The following is a 23581-nucleotide window of genomic DNA, read 5'->3' as shown; positions in this document are numbered from 1 at the left end:
TCCCTTTCCTGGGGTAAGTCATCTGAGCCGTTCCATATCGTAACCAGGCCCTGGGCGCGTCATGTGCCGGTTCCGCCACGGGCGTTGACCGCCGGTCGCCGGGGCGGACGGTGGACACGCGTACCCGTCGTGGGAGGAGCGGCTTCCCTCAGCAGGCAGACTGGGCGCATGGGCGATACGCGAGCGACTTCCCGGGCCGCGGGAGACCTCGGCCTCCCTCCTGTGATCACGTGCCGGGAGCCGGGCAGTTTCGCCCGGGGCGTCATGGCCGAGCGCCATCCGGCCCTGATCGGACAGGTGCGCGAAGCCTTCCCGTACGGCCCCCGGCAGCACCGCGCCCTGGACACCCTGCTCCACGAGATCGTCCACGGGGTCGTCGAACCGCTCGGTCCCGGCAGCCCGGACCGTGAGCTCTGGCTGGGGTGGGGGCGGGAGCACTTCGGGCGTCCGTGGTTCGACGCCCCGTTCCTCTGGGGCGAGAGCTATTTCTACCGCAGGCTCCTGGGAGCCGTCGGCTACTTCGACGAGGGCCCTTGGCAGGGCGTCGACCCCTTCGCCTCCTTCAAGCGCGCGGAACTGCGCGGTTCCACGGTCGAGGAGGAACTCCGCTCGCTGGACGACCTCGCCGGTGCCCCCGCCGCAGAGCGGGCGGCAGCTCTGCTCCAGGCCTCGCTCTGGGGCAACCGTGCCGATCTCGGCTTCCGTGGCCCGGCCGGCGAATCCACCCCCGGCGAGGCCGATCCCGGTCTGGTCGTCGACGACAGTGCGGCGCTGTGGTCGCTCCTGCCCGCCGGATCATCCCCGGCGACCGTCGCCGTCATCGCGGACAACACCGGGCGCGAGCTGATCCCCGACCTCGTCCTCATCGACCACCTTCTCGAACACGGACACGCCGACCGGGTGATGCTCCATGTGAAGCCCGGCCCGTATTACGTCTCCGACGCCATGACGGCCGACGTCGTCGACTGCCTGCGCCGGCTGAACAGCGCCCCCGGTGAGGCGGGAGCGATCGGCGTCCGGGTCTGGGCGGCCATGGGGGCCGGCCGGCTCGAGGTGCGTACCCACCCGTTCTTCTGCGCCCCGTTTCCGTACGAGCGGATGCCCGGGGATCTCCGGGCGGAGCTCGGCGCCGCCACGCTGACGATCCTCAAGGGCGACCTCAACTACCGGCGGCTGGTGGGCGACCGGCTGTGGCCGGCGACCACGCCGTTCGCCGACCTCACGGCGTACTTCCCGAGTGCCGTCGCCGCGCTGCGTACGCTGAAGTCCGACGTCGTCGTGGGCCTGGATCCGCGGACCCTGGAGGGCCTGGACCGGTCCGGCCGGGAGTGGCGTACGAGCGGCACGCACGCCCTGGTCCAGGTGCGGTCGCGGCCCGGTGGGGCCGCCCTCAGTGCGCCACCCCGTAACGGCTGAGGAGGTCGTGCCAGCCCTGCTCCAACCGCTCGATGCCGATGCCGCGTTCGCATGTCAGATGGTGGACGAGGGGCGTGTCGATCGACCCGAGCAACGTGTGCGCGAGCAGTTCGGGCTCGCCCGCCGCGTGCGCCTGGCGGAGCAGCAGGGTGACGTGGCTGAGCCTCAGCCGATGCGCGGGGACCTCGTAGGTGCGCAGGGGATCGGTGCGGGAGGCCAGGATCAACTCGTGGTGATCGCGTTCATGGCGCATCAGGGCAGGTCCGAAGGCGTGCAGCCGCTCGGCAGCGGGGGCGTCCGGGCCCACGGGGGGCGGCCCGGAGAGGAAGGCGGCCTGCAGCAGGGCCTCGCGGTGGTCCAGGAGCGCGATGAGCAGGCCGGTGCGGTCCTTGAAGCGCCGGAAGACCGTGCCCTTGCCGACTCCGGCGGCTGCCGCGACCGATTCCATGGTGAGGTTCGCCGCCCCGCAGTGAGCCAGGAGACGTGAGGCGGCGTCCAGCAGGAGCGCACGGTTGCGCGCCGCGTCCGCCCGCAGCATCTCGGGTTCGCCGACGGCGGCGAGCGTGAGATTCGTCCGGGCCTTGGCGGTGTCGGGCGGCCCGGGCGGCGGGGGGAGGGGAGCGGTCATGGCTTCAGGGTAGCCCCGGACGGACGGAAGTGGACCGCGGTCCGTTTAGATGGTACAACTTTAAACGGACCATGGTCCGCTTACTTCTGCAGTCTCCGTCTCCCGGGAGCTTCCCCATGTCTGTACGCATCCTCGCCCTCGTCGGCAGCCTCCGCGCCGGCTCCCACAACCGCCAGCTCGCCGAGGCGGCCGTCAAGCACGCGCCCGAGGGTGCCGAGGTCGAGCTGTACGAGGGTCTCGTCGAGGTCCCCTTCTACAACGAGGACATCGACGTCGAGGGCAGCGTTCCGGCTGCCGCCGCCCGGCTGCGCGAGGCCGCCGGCCGGTCCGACGCGTTCCTCCTGTTCTCGCCCGAGTACAACGGCACCATGCCCGCCGTCCTGAAGAACGCCATCGACTGGCTGTCCCGCCCGTACGGCGCCGGTGCCATGACCGGCAAGCCGGTCGCCGTGGTCGGCACCGCCTTCGGCCAGTTCGGCGGCGTGTGGGCCCAGGACGAGGCCCGCAAGGCGGCCGGCCTCGCGGGCGGAGCGGTCCTGGCGGACGCCAAGCTCTCCATCCCCGGCTCCGTGACCCGCTTCGCCGAGCTCCACCCGGCGGACGACGCCGAGGTCGTCACCTCGCTGACCGAGGTGCTCCGCCAGGTCACCGAAGGTGCCACGGCGGCTGCCGCCTGATCCGCCTCCGACGGCGGTGCGCCGCGGATGCCGCACCGCCGTCCCCGTGCCGCCCGGCATGACTCCCGTGGGCCCGGTCCCCTCTCGTGGTGAGAGGGGACCGGGCCCACGGGCCGTTGCGGGGGTGTTCGAGACGGCGCGGATCACGGAGCTGCCGGCATGAGCGGCTTCGTCGTCACCGGACCGCCGAGGGCGGACGCGCGGGACATCGAGGCGCTTGCACCGTACGGCGTCGCCACCGTGAGCGAGGCGATGGGCCGAACCGGTCTGCTCGGCCCCGAACTGCGCCCCGTGCATCAGGGTGTACGGATCGTGGGCAGCGCGGTCACCGTGCTCAGCTGGCCCGGCGACAACCTCGTGATCCATGCGGCGGTGGAGCAGTGCGGCGAGGGCGACGTCCTCGTCGTCACCACCACATCCCCGTCCACCGACCGCATGTTCGGAGAGCTGTTCGCCACCGCGCTCCAGAGGCGCGGGCACTCGCCGAGCGGTACGGCGTCGGGGCACCCCCCCACCCAGGACAGGAAGCGCCAGGCCGGCACCGACCGGTGAAGCGCGGTCGCCGCGCTGTTCCGCGGCGGCCTGTGGGCGCTCGGCTTCGTCATCGTCATCAACCTCGGCGGCATCGTCGGGAGGCTCGTCGGCGGCAGGCTCACCGACCGGTTCGGCGGTCCGAGCATCGGCGCTGTCTGGTTCGGCGCCACCGCCGTCGGCGCCTACCTGCTGAGCGTCCACATGCCGCTGGCCGGCATCTACGTCGTGGTGTTCCTGACCGGCCTGTTCCCCTTCAGCGCCCAGCCGATGATCTACGCGACGGCGGCCGCCCGCTCGGGCGACGACAACCGCGCCACCGCGGTCGGCTGGATCTCCGGCATGGGCCGCTTCGGCGCGGTCTTCGGTCCCTGGCTCGGCGGCCAGCTCCTCGCCACCGGCTCGACCACCACGGGCTTCACCGTCTTCGCGGCCGTGGGTGACTTCTCGCTGATCTTCATCGGCCCGACCGGCCTGCCGTCCCTGAAGCGCTCCACGGACAGCGACGCCGCCCGCCCGGCGGCGGCCGCGGCGAGCTGAACCACCGGTCCGCCTGGCCTCCGGACACGACAAAGGCCAGGTCCTGAGTTTAAGGACCTGGCCTTTGACCTGGTGTTTCAGCTGTCGGGGTGGCGGGATTTGAACCCACGACCTCTTCGTCCCGAACGAAGCGCGCTGCCAAGCTGCGCTACACCCCGATGTCCACCGATTGTCCCGGCGACATCGATTACTTTAGCCCACCCGCGCCCGGAGGCGAAATCCGGTTTTTGTGCCCCGGGCGGGAGCCTCAGTCTCGGGGCGTCAGCGTCAGCAGGGTCGCTTCGGGCGGGCACGCGAAGCGGACCGGGGTGTAGCGGTTCGTGCCGCAGCCCGCGGAGACGTGGAGGTAGGCGCGCCGCTCGCCGACCGTGTGGCCGGAGAGGCCCTTCACCCGGTCCGTGTCCAGGTCGCAGTTGGTGACGAGTGCACCGTAGAAGGGGATGCAGAGCTGGCCGCCATGGGTGTGGCCGGCCAGGATCAGGGGGTAGCCGTCCGCCGTGAAGGCGTCCAGGGAGCGCAGGTACGGGGCGTGCACGACGCCGATCGAGAGGTCCGCGCCCGTCTCGGGGCCGCCGGCGACCTCGGCGTAACGGTCCCGCTTGATGTGGGGGTCGTCCAGGCCGGTGAACGCGATCTCGAGCCCGTCGGCCTTGATCCGGCCCCGGGTGTTGGAGAGATTGAGCCAGCCCGCCTCGTCGAAGGCGTCCCGCATCGGCTCCCACGGGTTGTGGACGGCGCCGACCGCCGGTGCGTTCCCGTTGAGCCCGTGCTTGCCCTGCGTCTTCTCCAGGAGGTAGCGGACGGGGTTACGGAGCTTCGGGCCGTAGTAGTCGTTGGAACCGAAGACGTAGACCCCGGGGAACTCCATCAGCGGGCCGAGCGCGTCGAGCAGCTCCGGTACGGCTTCCGGGTCGGAGAGGTTGTCGCCGGTGTTGACGACGAAGTCCGGGCGGAGGCCCGCCAGCGACTGCAGCCAGGCGCGCTTCTTGCGCTGGCCGCTCACCATGTGGATGTCGGAGACCTGGAGCACGCGCAACGGGCGTGCCCCGTGCGGGAGTACGGGAATCGTGATCCGGCGGAGGCGGAACGAGCGTGCCTCGAATCCGGCCGCGTATACGAGGCCGGCGGCACCGACTGCTGCGCCGACTGCCGTTACTTTCAGGGGTACTCCGTAGCGTGCGCGCATGGGGCCATCGTCGCAGAAACGGCGCGGCGGGACGAAAACAGGCGGGCGGCAGGTGCCCCGTACCTGTCACAATCGCCGCATGACCACGCTCAAGTCCAAGCTCAAGGAAGACCTCACCACGGCCATGAAGGCGCGTGACGAGCTCACCTCGTCCACCCTCCGGCTCACCCTGACCGCGATCACCAAGGAAGAGGTCAGCGGCAAGACGTCGCGCGAGCTCTCCGACGACGAGGTGCAGAAGGTGATCGCCAAGGAGGCGAAGAAGCGCCGGGAGGCGGCCGAGGCCTTCGCGCAGGGCGGCCGGACGGAGCAGGCCGAGCGGGAGAAGGCCGAGGGCGAGCTGCTCGACGCCTACCTGCCGAAGCAGCTCTCCGACGACGAGCTGGACGTGATCGTCGCGCAGGCCGTCCAGGAGGCGAGGAGCGCCGGCGCCGAGGGGCCCCGGGCCATGGGCGCCGTCATGAAGATCGTCAACCCGAAGGTGGCCGGGCTCGCCGACGGCGGCCGGGTCGCCGCAACGGTGAAGAAGCTGCTCGCGGGCTGAGAGGCCGACACGTGAGAGGAGGGGCGCCCCCGGCTCGGGGGCGCCCCTCCTCTCTCCTCACGTCGTCGTGCGATCCGGGCGGTCAGGGACCGTTGCCGCCGCGCCCGCCGCGCCCACCGCCGTCGTTCCCGCCGATGATGCCGGGCGGCAGGGTGATGCCGCCGATGGGGTCGGCGCCGGGCTTGTCGCTGTCGCCCCCGTTGCCGCCGCCGTTGGCCTCGCCGCGGCCGTTGTCCTTCTCCTTCTCCTTCTCCTTGGCGCGGGGCACCGAGATCGGGTTGAAGGACGGGGTCTCCGACGCGTCCAGCGCGCCGGTCATCGCGGTCTTCCAGATGGGACCGGGAAGGCAGCCACCGCAGACCTTGTCGTAGTACTGGCCGCCGATGGTGATGTCGTACATCGGTACCTTCTTGCCGACGTCCGCACCCACCCACACGGCCGTGGACAGGTTCGGCGTGTAGCCGACGAACCAGGCGTCCACGCGGTCGTTGGTGGTACCCGTCTTGCCCGCGTTGTCGCGGTCCGTCAGGCCGGCCTGGGTGCCGGTGCCGTCCTCGACGACTCCCTTGAGCATCTGGTTGATGGTGTCGGCCGTCTTCTCGCTCATCGCCTGCGAGCACGAGGACTTGGGTACGTCGACCTTCTTGCCGTTGGCGTCCGTGATGGCTTCGATGGCGACCGGCGTGCAGAAGGTGCCGCGATTGGCGAACGCCGCGTACGTGGCGGCCATGCCGAGCGGGGTGCTCTCCGTGCCGCCCAGCGTGATCGACGGGTTGTTGTCCGAGACGGGCTTGCCGTCACCGCGCTCGTAGCCGAGCTTCTTCGCCATGGTGACCGTCTCGCACAGGCCGGCCTGCTGCTCCAGTTTGGCGAAGTAGGTGTTGATCGACTTGCCGAGCGCGCTCGTCATGTCGAACGCGCCCTTCTCGGACTCCATCTCATTCTGGAGGTCCCAGTTCCCGCTCCCGACAGACGCTCCCGCGCAGTTCCGGTAGGAGTCCATCGGCACCGAGATCTTCCAGTCGGAGGTGTGGCTCTGCGCCGGGCTGATGCCCTTCTCCAGGGCGGCGGCGGCGGTGATCGGCTTGAAGGTCGAGCCGACCTGGAAGCCGTAGGTGCTGCCGCCCATCTTGTTGCTGACGCCGAGGTTGAGGACCGTCTCGTTCTTCTTCTGGTCCAGGCCGTACGGCCTGGACTGGCCCATCGAGAGGATCTTGCCGGTACCGGGTTCGACCTGCACCACCGAGGCGGCGACCTTGTCGTCCTTGTAGACCTTCGAGGTCGCGGCCTCGTCGGCCGCCTTCTGCGCGCGCGGCGAGAGTGTGGTCCTGATGGTCAGGCCGCCGAGGTTCCAGAGCTTGGCGCGCTCCTCGTCGGTCTTCCCGAAGGCCGGGTCGGTCAGGATCGTCTTGCGTACGTAGTCGCAGAAGAACCCGGCGCCGCTCACGGCGGTGATGCAGCCGTTGTTCGGCTTGCTGACCTTCAGCTCGAGAGGGCTGGCGATGGCCTTCTCGGCCTCGGCCTTCGAGATGCTGCCGACGGCGGCCATGCGCTGCAGCACGGTGTTGCGCCGCTTGGTCGCCTCCTCCGTGTCGTTGACCGGGTCGTAGCGGGTCGGCGACTGGACGAGGCCCGCCAGCATCGCGGCCTCTTCCACCTTCAGGTCCTTGGCGTGCTTGGAGAAGTAGCGCTGGGAAGCCGCCTCGACCCCGTAGGCCTGCTGCCCGAAGAAGGTGATGTTGAGGTAGTTCTCCAGGATCTTCTTCTTGCCGAGCTCTTCCTCGACCTGGATCGCGTACTTCAGCTCCCGGACCTTGCGGCCCAGAGTCTGCTGCGTGGCCTCGGCGACCTTGTCCGGGTCGTCGCCGGCCTCCTCGACGAAGACGTTCTTCACGTACTGCTGGGTGAGCGTCGAGGCGCCCTGTGCGGTGCCGCCCTCCTGCACGTTGCGGTTCATCGCGCGCAGGATGCCCTTGAGGTCCACCGCGCCGTGCTCGTAGAAGCGCGAGTCCTCGATCGCGATGATCGCGTCCTGCATGTACGGCGAGATGTCCTTGAGCGGGACGACGGTGCGGTCACGCGAGTACACCGTGGCGATCGCGCCGCCCTCGTTGTCCAGGATCGTGGTCCGCTGGCTCAGCGGTGGAGTCTTGAGGTTCGAAGGGATCTCGTCGAATCCCTCGACCGTCCCCTTGGCGGCGAGCCCGAGTGCGCCGGCGGCCGGCAGTGCGATGCCGGCCAGCACAGCTCCGGAGAGCGCGGCGACACCGAGGAACTTGGCGGCCTGCTGGGTCGTCGTCAGACCCCCGCCTGAGCGCTTCTTTGGCATGGGGGCAGCCTACGTTCTCATTCGCCGGACACGCGTATAGGCCTTGGCCTAAGCTGCTCTCAACTGTCACAGCAGTCCGGTTTTGCATCAACCCCCTTGCGTGCCCCTCAGCGGAATTCAGCCACCTGTCGAGACGTTCCCGAATTCGTCTCATGTGTCACTCAATGTCCGTTGCGACTTGGGGTTTCTGTCCCGATTCTTTCGGGAAGGTCGCGCATGTCCTCCCGTCACTCCCCTGGGTGATCTGCCGCGTACGCATAGTCCGTTCGGACCATTCAAGATTGGGCCCGAAGGGGGTGTTGTGCTCTCCCCACCTTCCGTAACGTCCTCAACTGGCAGCGGTGAATATGCCGCTACCGCCGTGGGGGAGCCTCGATTCGGGAGAGGACGGCGCCGGCATGGGCTGGGTAACCGACTGGAGTGCGCAGGCAGCCTGCCGCACTACCGATCCGGATGAATTGTTCGTACAAGGGGCAGCGCAGAACAGGGCCAAGGCGGTGTGCACCGGTTGCCCGGTGCGGACCGAGTGCCTGGCCGATGCGCTGGACAATCGCGTCGAGTTCGGCGTGTGGGGCGGAATGACGGAGCGGGAGCGCCGTGCGCTGCTGCGCCGAAGGCCCACCGTCACGTCCTGGCGCCGCCTGCTGGAGACCGCACGCAGTGAGTACGAGCGGTCCACGGGCATGCTGCCGGCAGCGGTGGGTCTGGAGGACGACCTGCACGACGACGGTCTGCACGAGGACGAACTGCACGAGACGTTCGCCGCCGTGGGGTAAGTGCGGGCAGTGCCGCACGGGCTGCCCCCGGGGCACGCCCGGTGGCGGTCCTAGGCAGCTCCGGCCGGAGCGGAACCGGTCGCGAGCAGTTCCCCGATGGCCCTGAGGCCTGAGAGGTCGTGTACGTCACCGGGCAGCGCGGCCACCTCGGCCACCGGCACCTCGGGGTGAAGCGTGGTGAAGTGGTCCCGGGTGTGCTGCTCGCGTGCGACGACGTGCATCCGCTCCGCGTGCAGCCGCAACAGACCCGCGGTCAGCTGCTCGATGGAGACTTCGACGGATACGGCGTCCGTGGCGGATGTGCTGTGCCTGTCCGCTTCCGTGTGCGCGGCTGGCCCGGACGGGTCAGGCGACTTCCGGCCACGGGCGCCCGGCTCGGGCTCAGGGGTGCGCTTCGTCCGGTCGTGCTGGGGCGGCTCCTGCTGTGACGGCTCGTGTGGGGCGTGCTCGTTGCTGCGCTCGGGGGAGAGCGGCTCCGGGGCTTCGGGAGAGGCGGCGGACACAGGGTCCACGTCACCAAGGCCAGCCTTCCCGGCCGTCTGATCCACAATGCCGACGCCTTCAAGATTTTCTGCGGCTGCCAGCGCCTGCTCCGAGGAGAGCCGCGCGGCCTCGCTTCCGTGCACCCGGTTGAGGACCAGGCCGGCCAGCGGCATCTCCTCCGCGGCCAGCCGTTCCACGAAGTACGCGGCCTCGCGCAGTGCGTCCCGTTCCGGCGTCGCCACCACGAGGAACGCGGTGCCGGGCGCCTGGAGCAGCTTGTACGTCGCGTCGGCCCGGGTACGGAATCCGCCGAACATGGAGTCCATCGCGGCGACGAAGGTCTGTACGTCGCGGAGGAACTGTCCGCCGAGCAGCTTGCCGAGCGTCCCCGTCATCATCGACATCCCGACGTTGAGGAACTTCATCCCGGCACGCCCGCCGATCTTCGCGGGGGCGATCAGCAGCCGGATGAACTTCCCGTCAAGGAAGGAGCCGAGACGTTTCGGCGCGTCCAGGAAGTCCAGCGCGGAACGGGACGGCGGGGTGTCGACGATGATCAGGTCCCACTCGTCGCGCGCCCGCAGCTGGCCGAGCTTCTCCATCGCCATGTACTCCTGCGTGCCCGCGAACCCGGCCGACAGGGACTGGTAGAAGGGGTTCTCCAGGATCGCGCGCGCCCGCTCGGTATCCGTGTGCGCCTCGACGGTCTCGTCGAAGGTGCGCTTCATGTCGAGCATCATGGCGTGCAGCTCGCCCTCGCCCTCGATGTCCTCGACCCGGCGAGGGATGTTGTCCAGCTGGTCGATGCCCATCGACTGGGCGAGCCGCCGGGCCGGGTCGATGGTGAGGACGACGACCTTGCGCCCGCGCTCGGCCGCCCGTACGCCGAGAGCCGCCGCGGTGGTGGTCTTGCCCACGCCCCCGGAACCGCAGCAGACGACGATACGGATATCCGGGTCGTCCAGGAGCGCGTCGGTCTCCAGCCCCGGTGCGACGTCCGTGCCCAGCGTCATGACCCCACCCCTTCTCCGGTTCCGCGTCCGCCCCGGGCCCTCTGTCCCGCCGCGTCCGCGGTCTCGTCGCCCACACCCTGCTTGCGGAACTCCGCCGCCAGCTCGTGCAGCGCGTTCGGGCTCACTCCCTCGCCCATCAGCGGGAGCTCCGCCATGGGCAGTCCCAGCCCGGCCAGCACCGCGCGCTGTTCACGCTCCAGGCCGACGCGCTGGGCGTGCTCGGCGGCCTGCGCGACGAGCGGTCGTACCAGCCCGGCGGAACCTGTCACGCCGGCCCGGGTGAGCGTCTTCGCGATCTCCTTGCGACGGCCTCCCGAGGCCGTACGCAGCGCGTCCTCGTCCAGCAGGTGGGGCCGCACCATGTTCACGACGACCCGGCCCACGGGCAGTTCGGCGGCGCGCAGTTCGGCGATGCCGTCCGCTGTCTCCTGGACCGGCATCTCCTCGAGGAGCGTCACCAGGTGGACCGCCGTCTCGGGGGACTTCAGGACCCGCATCACGGCCTGCGCCTGATTGTGTATGGGGCCGATCCGCGCCAGCCCGGCCACCTCGTCGTTCACGTTGAGGAAGCGCGTGATGCGGCCGGTGGGGGGCGCGTCCATGATCACGTAGTCGTAGACGAACCTGCCCTGCTTGTCCTTGCGCCGTACGGCCTCGCAGGCCTTGCCCGTCAGCAGGACGTCGCGGACCCCCGGGGCGATGGTGGTGGCGAAGTCGATCGCGCCGAGCTTCTTCAGGGCCCGGCCCGCGCTGCCCAGTTTGTAGAACATCTGGAGGTAGTCCAGGAGTGCGCGCTCGGCGTCGATCGCCAGTGCGTGGACCTCCCCGCCGCCGGGCGCCACGGCGATCCTGCGTTCGTCGTAGGGGAGTGGCTCGGACTCGAAGAGCTGGGCGATGCCCTGCCTGCCCTCGACCTCCACGAGGAGAGTGCGCCTGCCCTCGGTCGCGAGGGCGAGCGCGAGTGCGGCGGCGACCGTGGTCTTACCGGTCCCGCCCTTGCCGCTGACGACCTGGAACCTGCTCACGTCTTCGAGCCTAACCAGTCGGCAGGCAGGCTACGCACGAGGCCGCCTGTGCCAGGCATTACAGTCGGCTCATGACCAAGTGGGAATACGCGACCGTGCCCCTTCTCGTGCACGCGACCAAGCAGATTCTGGACACCTGGGGCGAGGACGGCTGGGAGCTGGTCCAGGTCGTTCCCGGCCCGAACAACCCCGAGCAGCTCGTGGCCTACCTGAAGCGGGAGAAGCCGTAGTGGCGGGCGTCGTCGAGGCGAAGCTCGCCGAACTCGGCCTGGCGCTCCCGGACGTCGTACCGCCGCTGGCCTCCTACCAGCCGGCCGTGCAGTCGGGGGTGTACGTCTACACCTCCGGCCAGCTCCCGATGGTGGGCGGCACACTCGCGGTGACCGGCAAGGTCGGCGCCGAGGTGACGCCGGACGAGGCCAAGGAACTGGCCAAGACCTGCGCGCTGAACGCCCTCGCGGCGGTGAAGTCGGTCGCCGGCGACCTGGACCGGATCGCCCGGGTCGTGAAGGTCGTGGGCTTCGTCGCCTCCGCCACCGACTTCACCGGGCAGCCGGGGGTCGTCAACGGTGCGAGCGAGCTCCTGGGCGCGGTCCTGGGCGACAAGGGCGTGCACGCCCGCAGCGCCGTCGGCGTCGCGGTGCTGCCGCTGGACGCACCGGTCGAGGTCGAAGTCCAGGTCGAGCTCGTCGACGCCTGATCCCGTACTTCCATGATCCCGTCCGGTCCTGAGACCGGGCGGGATCTGTGTGTAAGGGGCAGACACCGATGTCCGGGGGCCCTCGAACATCGGCGCGGTTCCGGATAGCCTCCGGCCATGTCCAACGGTCAGTGGTACCCACCGGAATGGCCCGCCCGGATCCGGGCCCTCGCCAGCGGCGAGCTGACAGCCGTGACCCCCAGGCGTGCGGCCACGGTGATGCTGCTCCGGGACGACACGTCGGGGCCGGGCGCCATCGGTCCCGCCGTGCACATGCTGCGTCGGCGGACCTCCATGGCCTTTGCCGGCGGTGCGTACGCCTATCCGGGTGGCGGGGTCGACCCGCGCGACGACGACCACCTCGTGCGCTGGGCGGGACCGTCCCTGGACACCTGGGCCGCCCGCCTGGGTGTCGGCACGGCCGCAGAGGCGCAGGCGGTCGTCTGCGCCGCGGTCCGTGAGACGTACGAGGAAGCGGGCGTCCTGCTGGCCGGGCCGACCGCCGACACCGTCGTGAGCGACACCACGGGCGCCGACTGGGAGGCCGACCGTGAGGCCCTCGTCGCCCGGGAGCTGTCCTTCGCGGGGTTCCTGGACCGCCGGGGCCTGGTGCTGCGCTCCGACCTGCTGGCCGCGTGGGCGCGCTGGATCACCCCGGCCTTCGAGCCGCGCCGCTACGACACCTGGTTCTTCGTGGCAGCCCTCCCGGAGGGCCAGCGCACCCGGAACGCCTCCACCGAGGCCGACCGGACGGTGTGGATCCGGCCCGGTGACGCCGCCGACGGCTACGACAAGGGTGAAATGCTGATGATGCCGCCCACCGTGGCCACCCTGCGGGCGCTGAGGCCGTACGGGACGGCCGCGGAGGCGGTGAAGGCAGCGGATTCCCAGAACCTCGCCCCCGTGCTGGCAGAGGCCCGTATGGAGGGCGACGAGCTGGTGCTGAGCTGGCCGGGCCACGACGAGTTCACCAAACACGTCCCGACGGCAGGCGGAACCGCTTCCCCCTCAGCCGCCGAGGGCGCGGATCCCACCACCGGCACCACGGACGGGGCCACCTCGTGAGCGACGCGGCCGCACTGCCCGGACAGCCCCGCGGCGGGGTGCTCTCCGGGCCCGCCACCACCCGTACGGTCAACGTCCTGGCTCCCAACGCCTCCGCGATGACCCTGGACGGCACGAACACCTGGGTCGTCGCCGAACCGGACTCGGACCTGGCGGTGGTGATCGACCCGGGGCCGCTCGACGACGTACATCTGCGGACCGTCATCGACACCGTGGAGCGGACGGGCAGGCGCGTCGGTCTCACCCTGCTCACGCACGGGCACCCTGACCACGCCGAGGGCGCAGCCCGGTTCGCCGAGCTCACCCGTACGAAGGTGCGCGCCCTGGACGCGGCGCTGCGGCTGGGCGACGAGGGGCTCGCGGCAGGTGACGTGATCACCACGGGAGGGCTGGAACTCCGGGTCGTCCCCACGCCTGGACACACCGCGGACTCGCTCTCCTTCCACCTGCCGGCCGACCGGGCCGTGCTGACGGGCGACACGATTCTCGGGCGCGGCACCACCGTCGTCGCGCACCCGGACGGGCGGCTCGGGGACTACCTGGACACCCTGCGGCGGCTGCGCTCGCTGACCGTCGACGACGGGGTGCACACGGTGCTCCCGGGGCACGGACCGGTGCTGGAGGACGCGCAGGGCGTCGTCGAGTTCTATCTCGCCCACCGGGCACACCGCCTGGCCCAGGTGGAGACGGCCGTGGAGGCGGGACACCGGACGCCGGCCGAGGTCGTGGCGGCGGTGTACGCGGATGTGGACCGGTCCCTCTGGCCGGCGGCGGAGCTGTCGGTGCGGGCCCAACTGGAGTACCTGACCGAGCACGGCCTGATCTGACCCGGAGCGGCCCTGGGAGGCACGCGAAAGGCCCCACCGGCGGTGGGGCCTTTTCGGCGAGCGTGCGGGGCGGGCGTCAGCGGGACCGCTTCGCCAGCCGCTCCACGTCCAGCAGGATCACGGCGCGCGCCTCGAGCCGCAGCCAGCCGCGGCCCGCGAAGTCCGCGAGCGCCTTGTTGACCGTCTCGCGGGAGGCGCCGACCAGCTGGGCCAGCTCTTCCTGCGTCAGGTCGTGCACGACGTGGATGCCCTCCTCCGACTGCACGCCGAAGCGGCGCGACAGATCGAGGAGCGCACGGGCGACTCGGCCCGGCACGTCGGAGAAGACCAGGTCGGACATCTGGTCGTTGGTCTTGCGCAGGCGGCGGGCGACGGCGCGCAGCAGCGCGGTGGCCACCTCGGGGCGGGCGTTCAGCCAGGGCTGGAGGTCTCCGTGGCCGAGGCCGAGGAGCTTGACCTCGGTGAGCGCGCTCGCGGTCGCGGTGCGCGGGCCGGGGTCGAACAGCGACAGCTCCCCGATCAGCTCGCCGGGGCCGAGGACGGCCAGCATGTTCTCCCGCCCGTCGGGAGAGGTGCGGTGGAGCTTCACCTTGCCCTCGGTGACCACGTACAGGCGGTCACCCGGGTCGCCCTCGTGGAACAGCGCGTCACCACGTGCGAGGGTCACCTCACTCATCGAGGCGCGGAGCTCCGCGGCCTGCTCGTCATCGAGCGCCGCGAAAAGCGGGGCGCGCCGCAGAACGTCGTCCACGAGTTCTCTCCTTGTCGGCCTGTTCAGGGAAGCGTCGTTTCCATGATGCCGGACGGTAAAACAGTGCGATCGATCACAAACCAGTTTGACGCACGGGCGTGCCGGACCCTACGGCAGGGGGCCGATTGGGCGTGGATACGCGGTGACCGGGGCGGATGTCAGCCCCTGGCTCTAGGCTGGCCGGGTGTCCGGAACGCCGGTGAGAGCGTAGGCCAAGGGGGCTGATGGGGTGTCGGGAGACAGGAATTCCGCTGTGGGCGAACAGGCTGCACGAGGTACGAAAAAAGCTGCAAATCGCCCGACGGGAGCAGCGTCGGGCAAGTCCGCGAAGCCTGAGTCGCATCTCGCGATGGTCCGCCGTGCCCGCCGGATCAACCGCGAGCTCGCCGAGGTCTACCCGTATGCCCACCCCGAGCTGGACTTCCGCAATCCGTTCGAACTCCTGGTGGCCACGGTTCTCTCCGCGCAGACCACCGACCTGAGGGTCAACCAGACCACCCCGGCCCTCTTCGCCGCCTATCCGACGCCCGAGGACATGGCCGCCGCCGTTCCCGAGAAGCTGGAGGAGATCATCCGGCCGACCGGTTTCTTCCGGGCGAAGGCGCGCTCCCTCATGGGCCTGTCGGCCGCTCTCAGGGACGACTTCGGCGGCGAGGTCCCCGGCCGGCTGGCGGATCTCGTGAAGCTGCCAGGCGTCGGGCGCAAGACGGCCAACGTCGTCCTCGGCAACGCGTTCGGTGTGCCCGGCATCACGGTGGACACCCACTTCGGCCGGCTGGTCCGCCGCTGGAAGTGGACCGAGCAGGAGGACCCGGAGAAGGTCGAGGCCGAGATCGCCGCGATCTTCCCGAAGAGCGAGTGGACGATGCTCTCGCACCGCGTGGTCTTCCACGGCCGCCGCATCTGCCACTCCCGCAAGCCCGCCTGCGGCGCCTGCCCGATCGCCGCCCTCTGCCCTGCCTACGGGGAGGGCGAGACCGACCCCGAGAAGGCGAAGAAGCTGCTGAAGTACGAGATGGGCGGCTACCCGGGTCAGCGCCTCAGCCCGCCCCCGGACTATCCGGGCAGCCCCGCACCGCCGCTGGGAGCCGGGTGAGCGGCCGACCTGCCCAGGCGGGTCCGTGCGGAACGAAATGGCAGACGACAGGCGTTGGAACGACGGGGGTGCCCATGACGCACGCACAGAGGACACGGGCCGCAGCCGACGCGGCCACCACCGGGACGAGCGCGCCCCAGGACAGCGCGCTCACCGTCACCACCGACGGCCTGCCCGGCTGGCTGGAGCCCGTGGCCCGGGCGGCGCGTACGGTGCGGGCCAACCAGCTCAGCCGCTTTCTGCCGCCTGAGAGCGGCGCCGGGCGCCAGTCCGCCGTACTGATCCTCTTCGGCGAGGGTGAGCGTGGTCCGGAGCTGCTCCTGATGGAGCGTTCCGGTTCCCTGCGCTCCCACGCCGGCCAGCCGTCCTTCCCCGGGGGCTCCCTCGACCCCGAGGACGGCGACCACACCACCACCGGGCCGCTCAGGGCCGCGCTGAGGGAGGCCGAGGAGGAGACCGGACTCGATCCGAGCGGCGTCCAGCTCTTCGGCGTGCTGCCCCGGCTCTACATCCCGGTGAGCGGCTTCGTCGTCACACCCGTCCTCGGCTGGTGGCGGACGCCGAGTCCGGTCGGAGCCGTCGATCCGGCCGAGACCGCCCGTGTCTTCACCGCCCCCGTGGCGGATCTCACGGATCCCGCCAACCGTGCGACAGCCGTCCACCCCAGCGGCCACGAAGGCCCCGCATTTCTGGTCGAATCCGCCCTGGTATGGGGATTCACAGCCGGAGTGATCGACAGGATTGTGCACTACGCGGGGTGGGAACGCCCCTGGGACAGGACCAGGCAGGTGCCGCTCGACTGGCGCGCATGACAGGCTGACTCCCCTGCTGCGCTGTTCCGGGCCTGGCCCGGACCCCGTCGAACCGGACGGGCCAGGTGACGAATCTGCGAGGCTATAGACGGTGAACGTGCTGGACATCCTGCTGCTCGTCGGCGCCGTGTGGTTCGCGGTCATCGGCTACCGCCAGGGTTTCGTCGTCGGCATCCTGTCCGTGATCGGCTTTCTGGGCGGCGGACTCGTGGCCGTCTACCTGCTGCCGGTCATCTGGGACCAGGCGACCGACGGGTCGGAGGTCTCCTCCACCGCCGCCATCGTCGCGGTAGTGATCGTGATCGTGTGCGCATCGGTGGGCCAGGCTTTCACCACCCACCTCGGCAACCGGCTCCGCCGGTACATCACCTGGTCGCCCGCAAGGGCCCTGGACGCCACGGGCGGCTCCCTCGTCAACGTGGTGGCCATGCTCCTGGTGGCCTGGCTGATCGGCTCGGCGCTGGCCGGCACGTCACTGCCGACGCTGGGCAAGGAGGTCCGTAATTCCTCGGTCCTGCTCGGGGTCTCCCGGGTGATGCCCGATCAGGCCTCCAACTGGTTCACGGACTTCTCGTCCGTCCTCGCGCAGAACGGCTTCCCGCAGGTCTTCAGCCCGTTCGCCAACGAGCCCATCACCGCGGTCGAACCGCCGGACCCCGCGCTGGCAGGAAGCCCTGTCGCCGCCCGCGCGAAGAAGTCCATCGTCAAGGTCGTCGGCATGGCCCCGGGCTGCGGCAAGGTCCTCGAAGGGACCGGTTTCGTGTTCTCCGACCGCCGTGTGATGACCAACGCCCACGTGGTAGGCGGCGTCGACGAACCGACCGTCCAGATCGGTGGCGAAGGCCGGCTGTACGACGCCAAGGTCGTCCTCTACGACTGGCAGCGGGACATCGCCGTACTGGACGTCCCGGACCTGGACGCCGAGCCGCTGCGCTTCACCGACACCGACAAGGACGCGGGGAGCGGTGACAGCGCCATCGTCGCCGGCTTCCCGGAGAACGGCGCCTACGACGTGCGCTCGGCGCGCATCCGGGGCCGTATCGACGCCAACGGCCCGGACATCTACCACCGGGGCACCGTGCAGCGCGACGTGTACTCGCTGTTCGCGACCGTCCGCCAGGGCAACTCCGGTGGCCCGCTGCTCACTCCGGACGGGAAGGTGTACGGAGTGGTGTTCGCGAAGTCGCTCGACGACCCGGACACGGGTTACGCGCTGACGGCCGATGAGATCCGCGAGGACATCGAGCTCGGCAGGTCCACGGCCCAGCAGGTCGACAGCCAGGGCTGCGCGCTCTGAGCCGTCCGTAGGCGGACACCGGGAACCCCGGACCACCTGGCCCTGCAGTACGAGGTCACGTACGGTCCCCGGCCCTCAACGGGGCGGGGACCGTACGTGGCGTGCTGTCGAACGGCTACCGCGTCATCCGCGGGGATGGCGCAGGCGCGCCGAGACCCAGCGGGCCCGGCGATGCAGAATGCGCGGAATGCCCAGCCGGAGATCATGGAAATCGCTCACATCGTGCACCCGGCTCAGGGAGCCGCCCCCCTCGTGAATGCTCGGACCAGCAGGAGCGGTCGAGCGGCGGTTGCGTGCTACGTCATTGAAGTCGCGCGTCCAGCCCATACCCCGACGTCTGCCCGTGACCCAAGGTCCGTAATCGTGCGCGAGTCAGCCAATTGGCTTATGCGGCAGGCAATTGGCTGTTCGTCGGACAGCTGTGCCCGTCGACTACCGGTCGGGCTCAGGGTCCTTGAGCCAGTTGATGAGTTCGGCCGAGAAGCCCACCGGATCCTCTTCGTGGGGGAAGTGCCCCAGACCGTCGAAAAGGCGCCACCGGTACGGCGCCTCGACGTACTCGCCGGACCCCGCGGAACTACGGGTCCGGATCGCCGGGTCGAGCGAGCCGTGGAGATGCAGGGTGGGTACACGCACGGGGCGCTTCATCCGCCGGTTGAACTGGACGCCGTCCGGACGGGCCAGTGAGCGGACCATCCAGCGGTACGGCTCGATCGAGCAGTGGGCCGTCGAGGGGATGCACATCGCGCGCCGGTAGACGTCCGTGGTCAGGTCGTCGGGGAAGTCGGGGGTGCGCGGCCCCGACCAGTCGCGGATCAGCCGGGCCACCAAGGCCGCGTCGTCCGCCACGAGCTGACGCTCCGGCACCCATGGACGTTGGAAGCCCCACACATGCGAACCGGCGCGGGACTGAGCGAAGTCCGAGAGCATCGAGGAACGCCAGCGGCGCGGATGCGGCATAGACGACACCACGAGCCGACGGACCAGCTTCGGCCGCATCACAGCCGCCGTCCAGGCGAGGTAGCCGCCCATGTCGTGTCCCACGAGCGCCGCATCCGGCTCGCCGAGGGAGCGGATCACGCCGGTGACGTCGAGAGCCAGGTTCGCGGGGTCGTAGCCCCGGGGCGTACGGTCGCTGCCGCCGACCCCGCGGAGGTCCATCGCGACCGCGCGGTATCCGGCGTCGGCCAGGGCGGTCAGCTGGTGGCGCCAGGTCCACCAGAACTGCGGGAAGCCGTGCAGCAGCAGCACCAGCGGCCCGTCGCCGAGCTCGGCGATATGGAAGCGCGCGCCGTTGGCGGCCACATCACGGTGGGTCCAGGGCCCATCGAGGCGGACAGGGCTGCCGGAACCGGCAGTCGGCCCCAGCGGCCCCACCGGACCGGATGCGCTGAAATCGGGGTCGGTCATGTGGACGAGCGTGTCACAGAGACCGCCTTCTCCTGGACAGGACGGTTCTCGATGGCCCTGTCCGCGAGTGTGCTGCCCGGTGCCTGCTCGATCGCACGCGCGTCGGCGGCGGGGCGGGGGTGGGGCTTCACGCCCTGCAGGACCGCAGCGGTCTGCTTGGCGGACGCGATGGACTTCTCCGGCGGCTTGACCTTCTTGAACTTGGCGAGCCCGAAGAGGGCGAGCAGGATCCCCAGCAGGATGAACGCACCGCCGACGATCAGGAACGACCAGGCGAGCCCGAGCCCGAGATTGTGGATGCCGTAGGCCGCGGCGAAGCTCAGCACGGGGATCGCGAAAAGGATCAGCACACCCGTGACGATGAAAGCCACGCTGCCGATCGCGCCGCGCTTGACGTCCTGACGCATCTCGGCCTTGGCCAGTGCGATCTCGTCGTGCACCAACGCGGACATCTCAGCGGTCGCCGAAGCGAACAGCTGTCCGAGACTACGATCGGTGCTGCCCGCGTAGTTGCCGGGGTCGCTCATCCCTGACTCCCTCTCTTCTTCCGTACATCCGATGTCAGATCATGCCGGACTGTCCGGCCTGCTGCTCGCTGCGCCCGCCCGTTCGGCAAGGCGACGGTGCTCGGCAGCCTTCCTCTCGTAGATCGCGGCCATGCGCAGGTGGTACTCGGGGTCGTCCTGCTCGTAGACGTCGGGCACCCCCGATTCGTCCGCATCGATCTCCTCGGCCTCGTACAGCGCCCTGTATCTGCGTACCCGCAGTTTGAGCAGTACACCGGAGAGTACGGCGGCAATCAGGGAACCGATGAGCACCGCTGCCTTCACGTCGTTGATCATGTCCTCGTCGCCGGTGAAGGCGAGCTCCCCGATGAGCAGCGAAACGGTGAAGCCGATACCGGCCAGCGTGGCTACGGCGAAGACATCTGCCCAGGCGAGGTCCTTGTTCAGCTGGGCCTTCGTGAAGCGGGTGATGAGCCATGTGCCGCCGAAGATGCCCACGGTCTTGCCGATGACCAGACCGAGAACCACGCCGAGCGTCTCGGGCCGGGTGAAGACACCGGCCAGGGCATCGCCCTTGAGGGTGACACCGGCCGAGAAGAGAGCGAAGAGCGGAACCGCGACGCCGGCCGACAGAGGGCGCACCAGATGCTCGATGTGTTCGCCCGGGGAGTGCGTCTCTCCCTCGCGCCTGGTGCAGCGCAGCATGAGACCCATGGCCACGCCGGCGATCGTCGCGTGGACGCCGCTGTTGTACATCAGTCCCCAGATGACCAGGGCGAGCGGCAGATAGACGTACCAGCCTCGCACCCCGGCGCGCAGCAGGACGTAGAAGACGAGCAGACCCGCGAAGGCGCCGCCGAGTGCCAGGAAGTCGAGGTCCTCGGTGAAGAAGACCGCGATGATGAGGATGGCGAAGAGGTCGTCGACGACGGCGAGCGTCAGCAGGAAGGCGCGTAGCGCCGACGGCAGCGAGGTGCCGATGACCGCGAGGACGGCGAGCGCGAACGCGATGTCGGTGGCGGTGGGGACGGCCCAGCCGTCGAGGGACCCTCCACCGAGTACGGCGGTCAGTGTGTAGACCACGGCGGGTACGGCCATGCCGCAGAGCGCCGCCGCGACGGGCAGGGCCGCGGCCCGGGGGTCGCGGAGTTCGCCGGCGACCAGCTCCCGCTTGAGCTCGACCCCCGCGACGAAGAAGAAGATCGCGAGCAGTCCATCGGCCGCCCAGTGCGACACCGAGAGGTGGAGCCCCAGCGCTTCGGGACCGAAGTGGAAATGGCTGACGGACGCGTACGTGGAGCCGAAGGTGTTGGCCCAGATCAGCGCGGCTACGGCCGCGACCAGCAGGATGACGCCACCGACCGTCTCGGTGCGCAGGGCCTCCGCGACGTAATTGCGCTCGGGGAGGGAAAGCCGGCCGAGCAGAGTGCGGCGGCCGGAAGGGGGGACGGGCGGGGCCACGAGGAAGACCTCCGGGTCGGGTTACGGCAGTGGTGGCATGGCGGATACACATGCCGACCAGACTTCCCGGCGCCCCTGTGGAGATTTTCTTGTGCTGTTGTCGCGTGCTCGCCGCGCTCGGCGTTCGTGCCTGCTCACCGGCGGGCACGTGATCATGCTGACGCGCTTCGCCGACGAAATCACCACTCTACCTGGGCCATCGGAAACCTATCCGGATGTGGTGTGCCCCGTGCGACGGCGCGCACCGGCAGCCGTACGTCTCTGACCTGTCCCCGGCAGCCGGAAGGGGCACCCGGGTGGTTCCGGGTGCCCCTCGGGGCGTGCGAACGGATCCGTTCCAGGCTCAGGTCTGTGAGGACCTGGCCTGCCTCGACCCGCCTCCGTCTGCTCCGGCCCGGTCTAGTCCTCGGACGAGGCGGAAGGCAGCTGGGTCTGGATGAGCGCCATGACGGAGGAATCCGTGAGCGTGGTGACATCGCCCAGCTCGCGGTTCTCGGCGACGTCACGCAACAGACGACGCATGATCTTGCCGGAACGGGTCTTCGGCAGTTCCGCCACCGGCAGGACGCGCTTGGGCTTGGCGATCGGCCCGAGCGTGGTGCCGACGTGATTACGCAGCTCGGCGACCAGCTCCTCCGAGGCGGTGGCCGTCCCACGCAGGATCACGAAGGCGACGATGGCCTGACCGGTCGTCTCGTCGTTGGCGCCGACCACGGCGGCCTCGGCGACTGAGGGGTGCGACACGAGGGCCGACTCGACCTCGGTGGTCGAGATGTTGTGGCCCGACACGAGCATGACGTCGTCGACCCGGCCCAGCAGCCAGACATCGCCGTCCTCGTCCTTCTTGGCACCGTCGCCCGCGAAGTACTTGCCCTCGAAGCGCGACCAGTAGGTGTCGAGGAAGCGCTGGTCGTCCCCCCAGATGGTGCGGAGCATCGACGGCCACGGCTCGGTGAGGACGAGATAGCCGCCTCCGCCGTTCGGCACCTCATGGGCCTCGTCGTCGACGACGGTGGCGGAGATGCCGGGCAGGGCCCGCTGGGCCGAACCGGGCTTCGTCGCCGTGACCCCGGGAAGCGGCGAGATCATCATGGCGCCGGTCTCGGTCTGCCACCAGGTGTCCACGATCGGGCAGGTATCGGCGCCGATGTGCTTGCGGTACCAGATCCATGCCTCGGGGTTGATCGGCTCACCGACCGAACCGAGCACACGCAGCGACGACAGATCGAACTTGGCGGGGATGTCGTCCCCCCACTTCATGAACGTCCGGATCGCCGTCGGCGCGGTGTAGAGAATCGTCACGCCGTACTTCTGGACGATCTCCCAGAAGCGCCCCTGATGGGGGGTGTCGGGCGTGCCCTCGTACATGACCTGGGTCGCGCCGTTGGCCAGCGGTCCGTAGACGATGTACGAGTGTCCGGTGACCCAGCCGATGTCGGCGGTGCACCAGTACACGTCCGTCTCCGGCTTGAGGTCGAAGACCGCGTGGTGGGTGTAGGCCGTCTGGGTCAGGTACCCCCCGGACGTGTGCAGGATGCCCTTCGGCTTACCCGTGGTTCCCGAGGTGTAGAGGATGAAGAGCGGCTGCTCCGCGTCGAAGGCCTCGGGCGTGTGCTCGGCGGACTGCCGGCCGGTGATCTCGTGCCACCAGATGTCCCGGTCCTCTGACCATGCGGTGTCCTGCCCGGTGCGCCGGACCACGAGGACATGCTCGACGCTGTCGATGCGGGAGACGGCGTCGTCCACAGCGGGCTTGAGCGCAGAGGGCTTGCCGCGGCGGTAGCCGCCGTCGGCGGTGATGACGACCTTGGCGTCGGCGTCCTGGATGCGGGCGGCGATGGCGTCCGCGGAGAAGCCACCGAAGACCACCGAATGCGCTGCGCCGATACGGGCACAGGCCAGCATCGCCACAGCGGCTTCCGGGATCATCGGCAGGTAGACGGCGACCCGGTCGCCCTTGCCGACACCGAGCTCTGTGAGCGCGTTGGCGGCGCGGGAGACTTCGTCCTTCAGCTCCGCGTAGGTGATCGCGCGGCTGTCGCCGGGCTCGCCCTCGAAGTGGATCGCGACCCGGTCGCCGTTGCCCGCCTCGACATGACGGTCCACGCAGTTGTACGCGACGTTGAGTTTGCCGTCCGCGAACCACTTCGCGAAGGGCGGATTGCTCCAGTCGAGCGTCTCGGTCGGCTCCGTGGCCCAGGTCAGGCGGCGGGCCTGCTCGGCCCAGAAGCCCAGCCTGTCCGCCTCGGCCTGCTCGTACGCCTCCACTGTCACGTTGGCGTTCGCAGCCAGATCGGCAGGCGGTGTGAACCGCCGCTCCTCCTTGAGCAGATTGGCCAGGCTTTCGTTGCTCACGACATCTCCCATTCCCAGGGTGTCCGTTGTGTCCCGGGGGACAGCTCATCAGGCTGCGGGCCAGGTGACAAGTGTCTACCGGAAATTGGTTTAGACCTGTGTCTCCTGTAGGGAGTCACACGTCCCGCTTTCGCAAGCAGCGCTGTGCGGTGC

The 23581-nt window shown here is 69.9% G+C and carries 23 protein-coding genes, 1 tRNA gene and 1 pseudogene; 13 read left to right on the top strand and 12 right to left on the bottom strand.

Annotation, left to right across the window (positions count from 1 at the left end):
• Window positions 1-168 precede the first annotated feature (168 nt).
• Complete coding sequence (locus ACIBCU_RS15615) at window positions 169-1416, top strand: damage-control phosphatase ARMT1 family protein (protein ID WP_399231815.1); 1248 nt, start codon at window positions 169-171, stop codon at window positions 1414-1416.
• On the opposite strand, the gene ACIBCU_RS15610 is transcribed toward ACIBCU_RS15615, so the two are convergent.
• The gene (locus ACIBCU_RS15610; protein ID WP_399231813.1) at window positions 1391-2044 is read right to left on the bottom strand and encodes a TetR/AcrR family transcriptional regulator; all 654 of its coding nucleotides are present in this window, start codon (window positions 2042-2044) and stop codon (window positions 1391-1393) included. The two genes, ACIBCU_RS15615 and ACIBCU_RS15610, sit on opposite strands and share 26 nt — an antisense overlap.
• A 116-nt stretch (window positions 2045-2160) precedes the next feature.
• Between ACIBCU_RS15610 and ACIBCU_RS15605 the strand changes: the two genes are divergently transcribed.
• The 3 genes and pseudogenes from ACIBCU_RS15605 to ACIBCU_RS15595 all read left to right on the top strand — a co-directional run bounded on the left by ACIBCU_RS15605 (window position 2161) and on the right by ACIBCU_RS15595 (window position 3792).
• Window positions 2161-2721 carry an NAD(P)H-dependent oxidoreductase gene (locus ACIBCU_RS15605; RefSeq protein WP_362927329.1) on the top strand — a complete coding sequence of 187 codons (561 nt, stop codon included), beginning with the start codon at window positions 2161-2163 and terminating at the stop codon, window positions 2719-2721.
• A 159-nt stretch (window positions 2722-2880) separates the two neighbouring features.
• Window positions 2881-3198, top strand: a pseudogene (locus ACIBCU_RS15600) (4-carboxy-4-hydroxy-2-oxoadipate aldolase/oxaloacetate decarboxylase); the annotation flags it as partial.
• Between the two features lie 90 nt (window positions 3199-3288).
• Entirely contained in the window at window positions 3289-3792 is a 504-nt protein-coding gene (locus tag ACIBCU_RS15595; RefSeq protein ID WP_399232311.1) for an MFS transporter, read from the top strand.
• An 84-nt stretch (window positions 3793-3876) separates the two neighbouring features.
• Here ACIBCU_RS15595 and ACIBCU_RS15590 read toward each other — a convergent pair.
• Together ACIBCU_RS15590 and ACIBCU_RS15585 are read right to left on the bottom strand one after the other, a co-directional pair.
• Window positions 3877-3950, bottom strand: a tRNA-Pro gene (locus tag ACIBCU_RS15590).
• Between the two features lie 89 nt (window positions 3951-4039).
• Complete coding sequence (locus ACIBCU_RS15585) at window positions 4040-4978, bottom strand: metallophosphoesterase (RefSeq protein ID WP_362927279.1); 939 nt, start codon at window positions 4976-4978, stop codon at window positions 4040-4042.
• A gap of 79 nt (window positions 4979-5057) precedes the next feature.
• Between ACIBCU_RS15585 and ACIBCU_RS15580 the strand changes: the two genes are divergently transcribed.
• Entirely contained in the window at window positions 5058-5522 is a 465-nt protein-coding gene (locus ACIBCU_RS15580; protein WP_362927278.1) for a GatB/YqeY domain-containing protein, read from the top strand.
• Between the two features lie 82 nt (window positions 5523-5604).
• Here ACIBCU_RS15580 and ACIBCU_RS15575 read toward each other — a convergent pair whose 3' ends face one another.
• Window positions 5605-7851 (bottom strand): transglycosylase domain-containing protein, encoded by a 2247-nt coding sequence (locus tag ACIBCU_RS15575; RefSeq protein WP_399231811.1) that lies wholly within the window; start codon window positions 7849-7851, stop codon window positions 5605-5607.
• Window positions 7852-8249: 398 nt separating this feature from the next.
• Between ACIBCU_RS15575 and ACIBCU_RS15570 the strand changes: the two genes are divergently transcribed.
• Window positions 8250-8627 (top strand): WhiB family transcriptional regulator, encoded by a 378-nt coding sequence (locus tag ACIBCU_RS15570; RefSeq protein WP_362927276.1) that lies wholly within the window; start codon window positions 8250-8252, stop codon window positions 8625-8627.
• Between the two features lie 50 nt (window positions 8628-8677).
• On the opposite strand, the gene ACIBCU_RS15565 is transcribed toward ACIBCU_RS15570, so the two are convergent.
• The gene (locus ACIBCU_RS15565; RefSeq protein WP_362927275.1) at window positions 8678-10123 is read right to left on the bottom strand and encodes an ArsA-related P-loop ATPase; all 1446 of its coding nucleotides are present in this window, start codon (window positions 10121-10123) and stop codon (window positions 8678-8680) included.
• The gene (locus tag ACIBCU_RS15560; protein ID WP_399231808.1) at window positions 10120-11148 is read right to left on the bottom strand and encodes an ArsA family ATPase; all 1029 of its coding nucleotides are present in this window, start codon (window positions 11146-11148) and stop codon (window positions 10120-10122) included. Before ACIBCU_RS15560 ends, ACIBCU_RS15565 begins: the two co-directional genes overlap by 4 nt.
• A 71-nt stretch (window positions 11149-11219) precedes the next feature.
• Here ACIBCU_RS15560 and ACIBCU_RS15555 point away from each other — a divergent pair, with 71 nt between their 5' ends.
• From ACIBCU_RS15555 to ACIBCU_RS15540, 4 genes are all read left to right on the top strand, one after another.
• Window positions 11220-11378, top strand: a complete 159-nt coding sequence (locus tag ACIBCU_RS15555) for a DUF4177 domain-containing protein (RefSeq protein ID WP_019992579.1) — start codon at window positions 11220-11222, stop codon at window positions 11376-11378.
• On the top strand, window positions 11378-11848 hold the full coding sequence (locus ACIBCU_RS15550; protein ID WP_362927273.1) for a RidA family protein: 471 nt from the start codon (window positions 11378-11380) through the stop codon (window positions 11846-11848). The genes ACIBCU_RS15555 and ACIBCU_RS15550 overlap by 1 nt, the downstream gene beginning before the upstream one ends.
• A gap of 117 nt (window positions 11849-11965) precedes the next feature.
• Window positions 11966-12913 carry an NUDIX hydrolase gene (locus tag ACIBCU_RS15545; RefSeq protein ID WP_362927272.1) on the top strand — a complete coding sequence of 316 codons (948 nt, stop codon included), beginning with the start codon at window positions 11966-11968 and terminating at the stop codon, window positions 12911-12913.
• A complete protein-coding gene (locus ACIBCU_RS15540) occupies window positions 12910-13740 on the top strand; it encodes an MBL fold metallo-hydrolase (protein WP_362927271.1) in 831 nt (276 codons plus the stop codon). Before ACIBCU_RS15545 ends, ACIBCU_RS15540 begins: the two co-directional genes overlap by 4 nt.
• Before the next feature lie 76 nt (window positions 13741-13816).
• On the opposite strand, the gene ACIBCU_RS15535 is transcribed toward ACIBCU_RS15540, so the two are convergent.
• Entirely contained in the window at window positions 13817-14491 is a 675-nt protein-coding gene (locus ACIBCU_RS15535) for a Crp/Fnr family transcriptional regulator (RefSeq protein WP_031090867.1), read from the bottom strand.
• 253 nt (window positions 14492-14744) lie between these two features.
• Between ACIBCU_RS15535 and nth the strand changes: the two genes are divergently transcribed.
• The 3 genes from nth to ACIBCU_RS15520 all read left to right on the top strand — a co-directional run bounded on the left by nth (window position 14745) and on the right by ACIBCU_RS15520 (window position 17696).
• Window positions 14745-15587, top strand: coding sequence for an endonuclease III (nth, locus tag ACIBCU_RS15530; protein WP_399231804.1), 843 nt, complete (start codon window positions 14745-14747; stop codon window positions 15585-15587).
• 74 nt (window positions 15588-15661) lie between these two features.
• Entirely contained in the window at window positions 15662-16399 is a 738-nt protein-coding gene (locus ACIBCU_RS15525) for a CoA pyrophosphatase (RefSeq protein WP_362927268.1), read from the top strand.
• 91 nt (window positions 16400-16490) lie between these two features.
• Window positions 16491-17696 (top strand): MarP family serine protease, encoded by a 1206-nt coding sequence (locus tag ACIBCU_RS15520; RefSeq protein ID WP_362927267.1) that lies wholly within the window; start codon window positions 16491-16493, stop codon window positions 17694-17696.
• Between the two features lie 123 nt (window positions 17697-17819).
• Here the strand turns inward: ACIBCU_RS15520 and ACIBCU_RS15515 are convergent, their stop codons facing one another.
• The 5 genes from ACIBCU_RS15515 to acs all read right to left on the bottom strand — a co-directional run bounded on the left by ACIBCU_RS15515 (window position 17820) and on the right by acs (window position 23440).
• Entirely contained in the window at window positions 17820-18023 is a 204-nt protein-coding gene (locus ACIBCU_RS15515; RefSeq protein ID WP_362927266.1) for a hypothetical protein, read from the bottom strand.
• A 105-nt stretch (window positions 18024-18128) separates the two neighbouring features.
• Window positions 18129-19106: an alpha/beta hydrolase gene (locus ACIBCU_RS15510; protein ID WP_362927265.1), complete on the bottom strand. Its 978-nt coding sequence runs from the start codon at window positions 19104-19106 to the stop codon at window positions 18129-18131.
• On the bottom strand, window positions 19103-19633 hold the full coding sequence (locus ACIBCU_RS15505; protein WP_362927264.1) for a phage holin family protein: 531 nt from the start codon (window positions 19631-19633) through the stop codon (window positions 19103-19105). Before ACIBCU_RS15505 ends, ACIBCU_RS15510 begins: the two co-directional genes overlap by 4 nt.
• A 39-nt stretch (window positions 19634-19672) precedes the next feature.
• A complete protein-coding gene (gene nhaA / locus ACIBCU_RS15500) occupies window positions 19673-21073 on the bottom strand; it encodes a Na+/H+ antiporter NhaA (protein ID WP_399231801.1) in 1401 nt (466 codons plus the stop codon).
• 399 nt (window positions 21074-21472) lie between these two features.
• Window positions 21473-23440 carry an acetate--CoA ligase gene (acs, locus tag ACIBCU_RS15495; protein ID WP_399231799.1) on the bottom strand — a complete coding sequence of 656 codons (1968 nt, stop codon included), beginning with the start codon at window positions 23438-23440 and terminating at the stop codon, window positions 21473-21475.
• Window positions 23441-23581 lie beyond the last annotated feature (141 nt).

The organism is Streptomyces sp. NPDC051064, assembly GCF_044455985.1.
Taxonomy (GTDB): Bacteria; Actinomycetota; Actinomycetes; order Streptomycetales; family Streptomycetaceae; genus Streptomyces.
Note: the sequence above shows the minus strand (reverse complement) of the source record. Positions and strands in the feature narration are given on the sequence as shown.

What these genes read in the sequence shown, in the direction of transcription:
- ACIBCU_RS15570 (WP_362927276.1), top strand. Translation starts at nt 8,250, where the DNA reads ATGGGCTGGGTAACCGACTGGAGTGCGCAGGCAGCCTGCCGCACTACC.
- ACIBCU_RS15525 (WP_362927268.1), top strand. Translation starts at nt 15,662, where the DNA reads ATGACGCACGCACAGAGGACACGGGCCGCAGCCGACGCGGCCACCACC.
- ACIBCU_RS15575 (WP_399231811.1), bottom strand. Translation starts at nt 7,851, where the DNA reads ATGCCAAAGAAGCGCTCAGGCGGGGGTCTGACGACGACCCAGCAGGCC.
- ACIBCU_RS15565 (WP_362927275.1), bottom strand. Translation starts at nt 10,123, where the DNA reads ATGACGCTGGGCACGGACGTCGCACCGGGGCTGGAGACCGACGCGCTC.
- ACIBCU_RS15615 (WP_399231815.1), top strand. Translation starts at nt 169, where the DNA reads ATGGGCGATACGCGAGCGACTTCCCGGGCCGCGGGAGACCTCGGCCTC.
- ACIBCU_RS15555 (WP_019992579.1), top strand. Translation starts at nt 11,220, where the DNA reads ATGACCAAGTGGGAATACGCGACCGTGCCCCTTCTCGTGCACGCGACC.
- ACIBCU_RS15605 (WP_362927329.1), top strand. Translation starts at nt 2,161, where the DNA reads ATGTCTGTACGCATCCTCGCCCTCGTCGGCAGCCTCCGCGCCGGCTCC.
- ACIBCU_RS15515 (WP_362927266.1), bottom strand. Translation starts at nt 18,023, where the DNA reads ATGGGCTGGACGCGCGACTTCAATGACGTAGCACGCAACCGCCGCTCG.
- ACIBCU_RS15585 (WP_362927279.1), bottom strand. Translation starts at nt 4,978, where the DNA reads ATGCGCGCACGCTACGGAGTACCCCTGAAAGTAACGGCAGTCGGCGCA.
- acs (WP_399231799.1), bottom strand. Translation starts at nt 23,440, where the DNA reads ATGGGAGATGTCGTGAGCAACGAAAGCCTGGCCAATCTGCTCAAGGAG.
- ACIBCU_RS15510 (WP_362927265.1), bottom strand. Translation starts at nt 19,106, where the DNA reads ATGACCGACCCCGATTTCAGCGCATCCGGTCCGGTGGGGCCGCTGGGG.
- ACIBCU_RS15610 (WP_399231813.1), bottom strand. Translation starts at nt 2,044, where the DNA reads ATGACCGCTCCCCTCCCCCCGCCGCCCGGGCCGCCCGACACCGCCAAG.
- ACIBCU_RS15580 (WP_362927278.1), top strand. Translation starts at nt 5,058, where the DNA reads ATGACCACGCTCAAGTCCAAGCTCAAGGAAGACCTCACCACGGCCATG.
- ACIBCU_RS15505 (WP_362927264.1), bottom strand. Translation starts at nt 19,633, where the DNA reads ATGAGCGACCCCGGCAACTACGCGGGCAGCACCGATCGTAGTCTCGGA.
- ACIBCU_RS15545 (WP_362927272.1), top strand. Translation starts at nt 11,966, where the DNA reads ATGTCCAACGGTCAGTGGTACCCACCGGAATGGCCCGCCCGGATCCGG.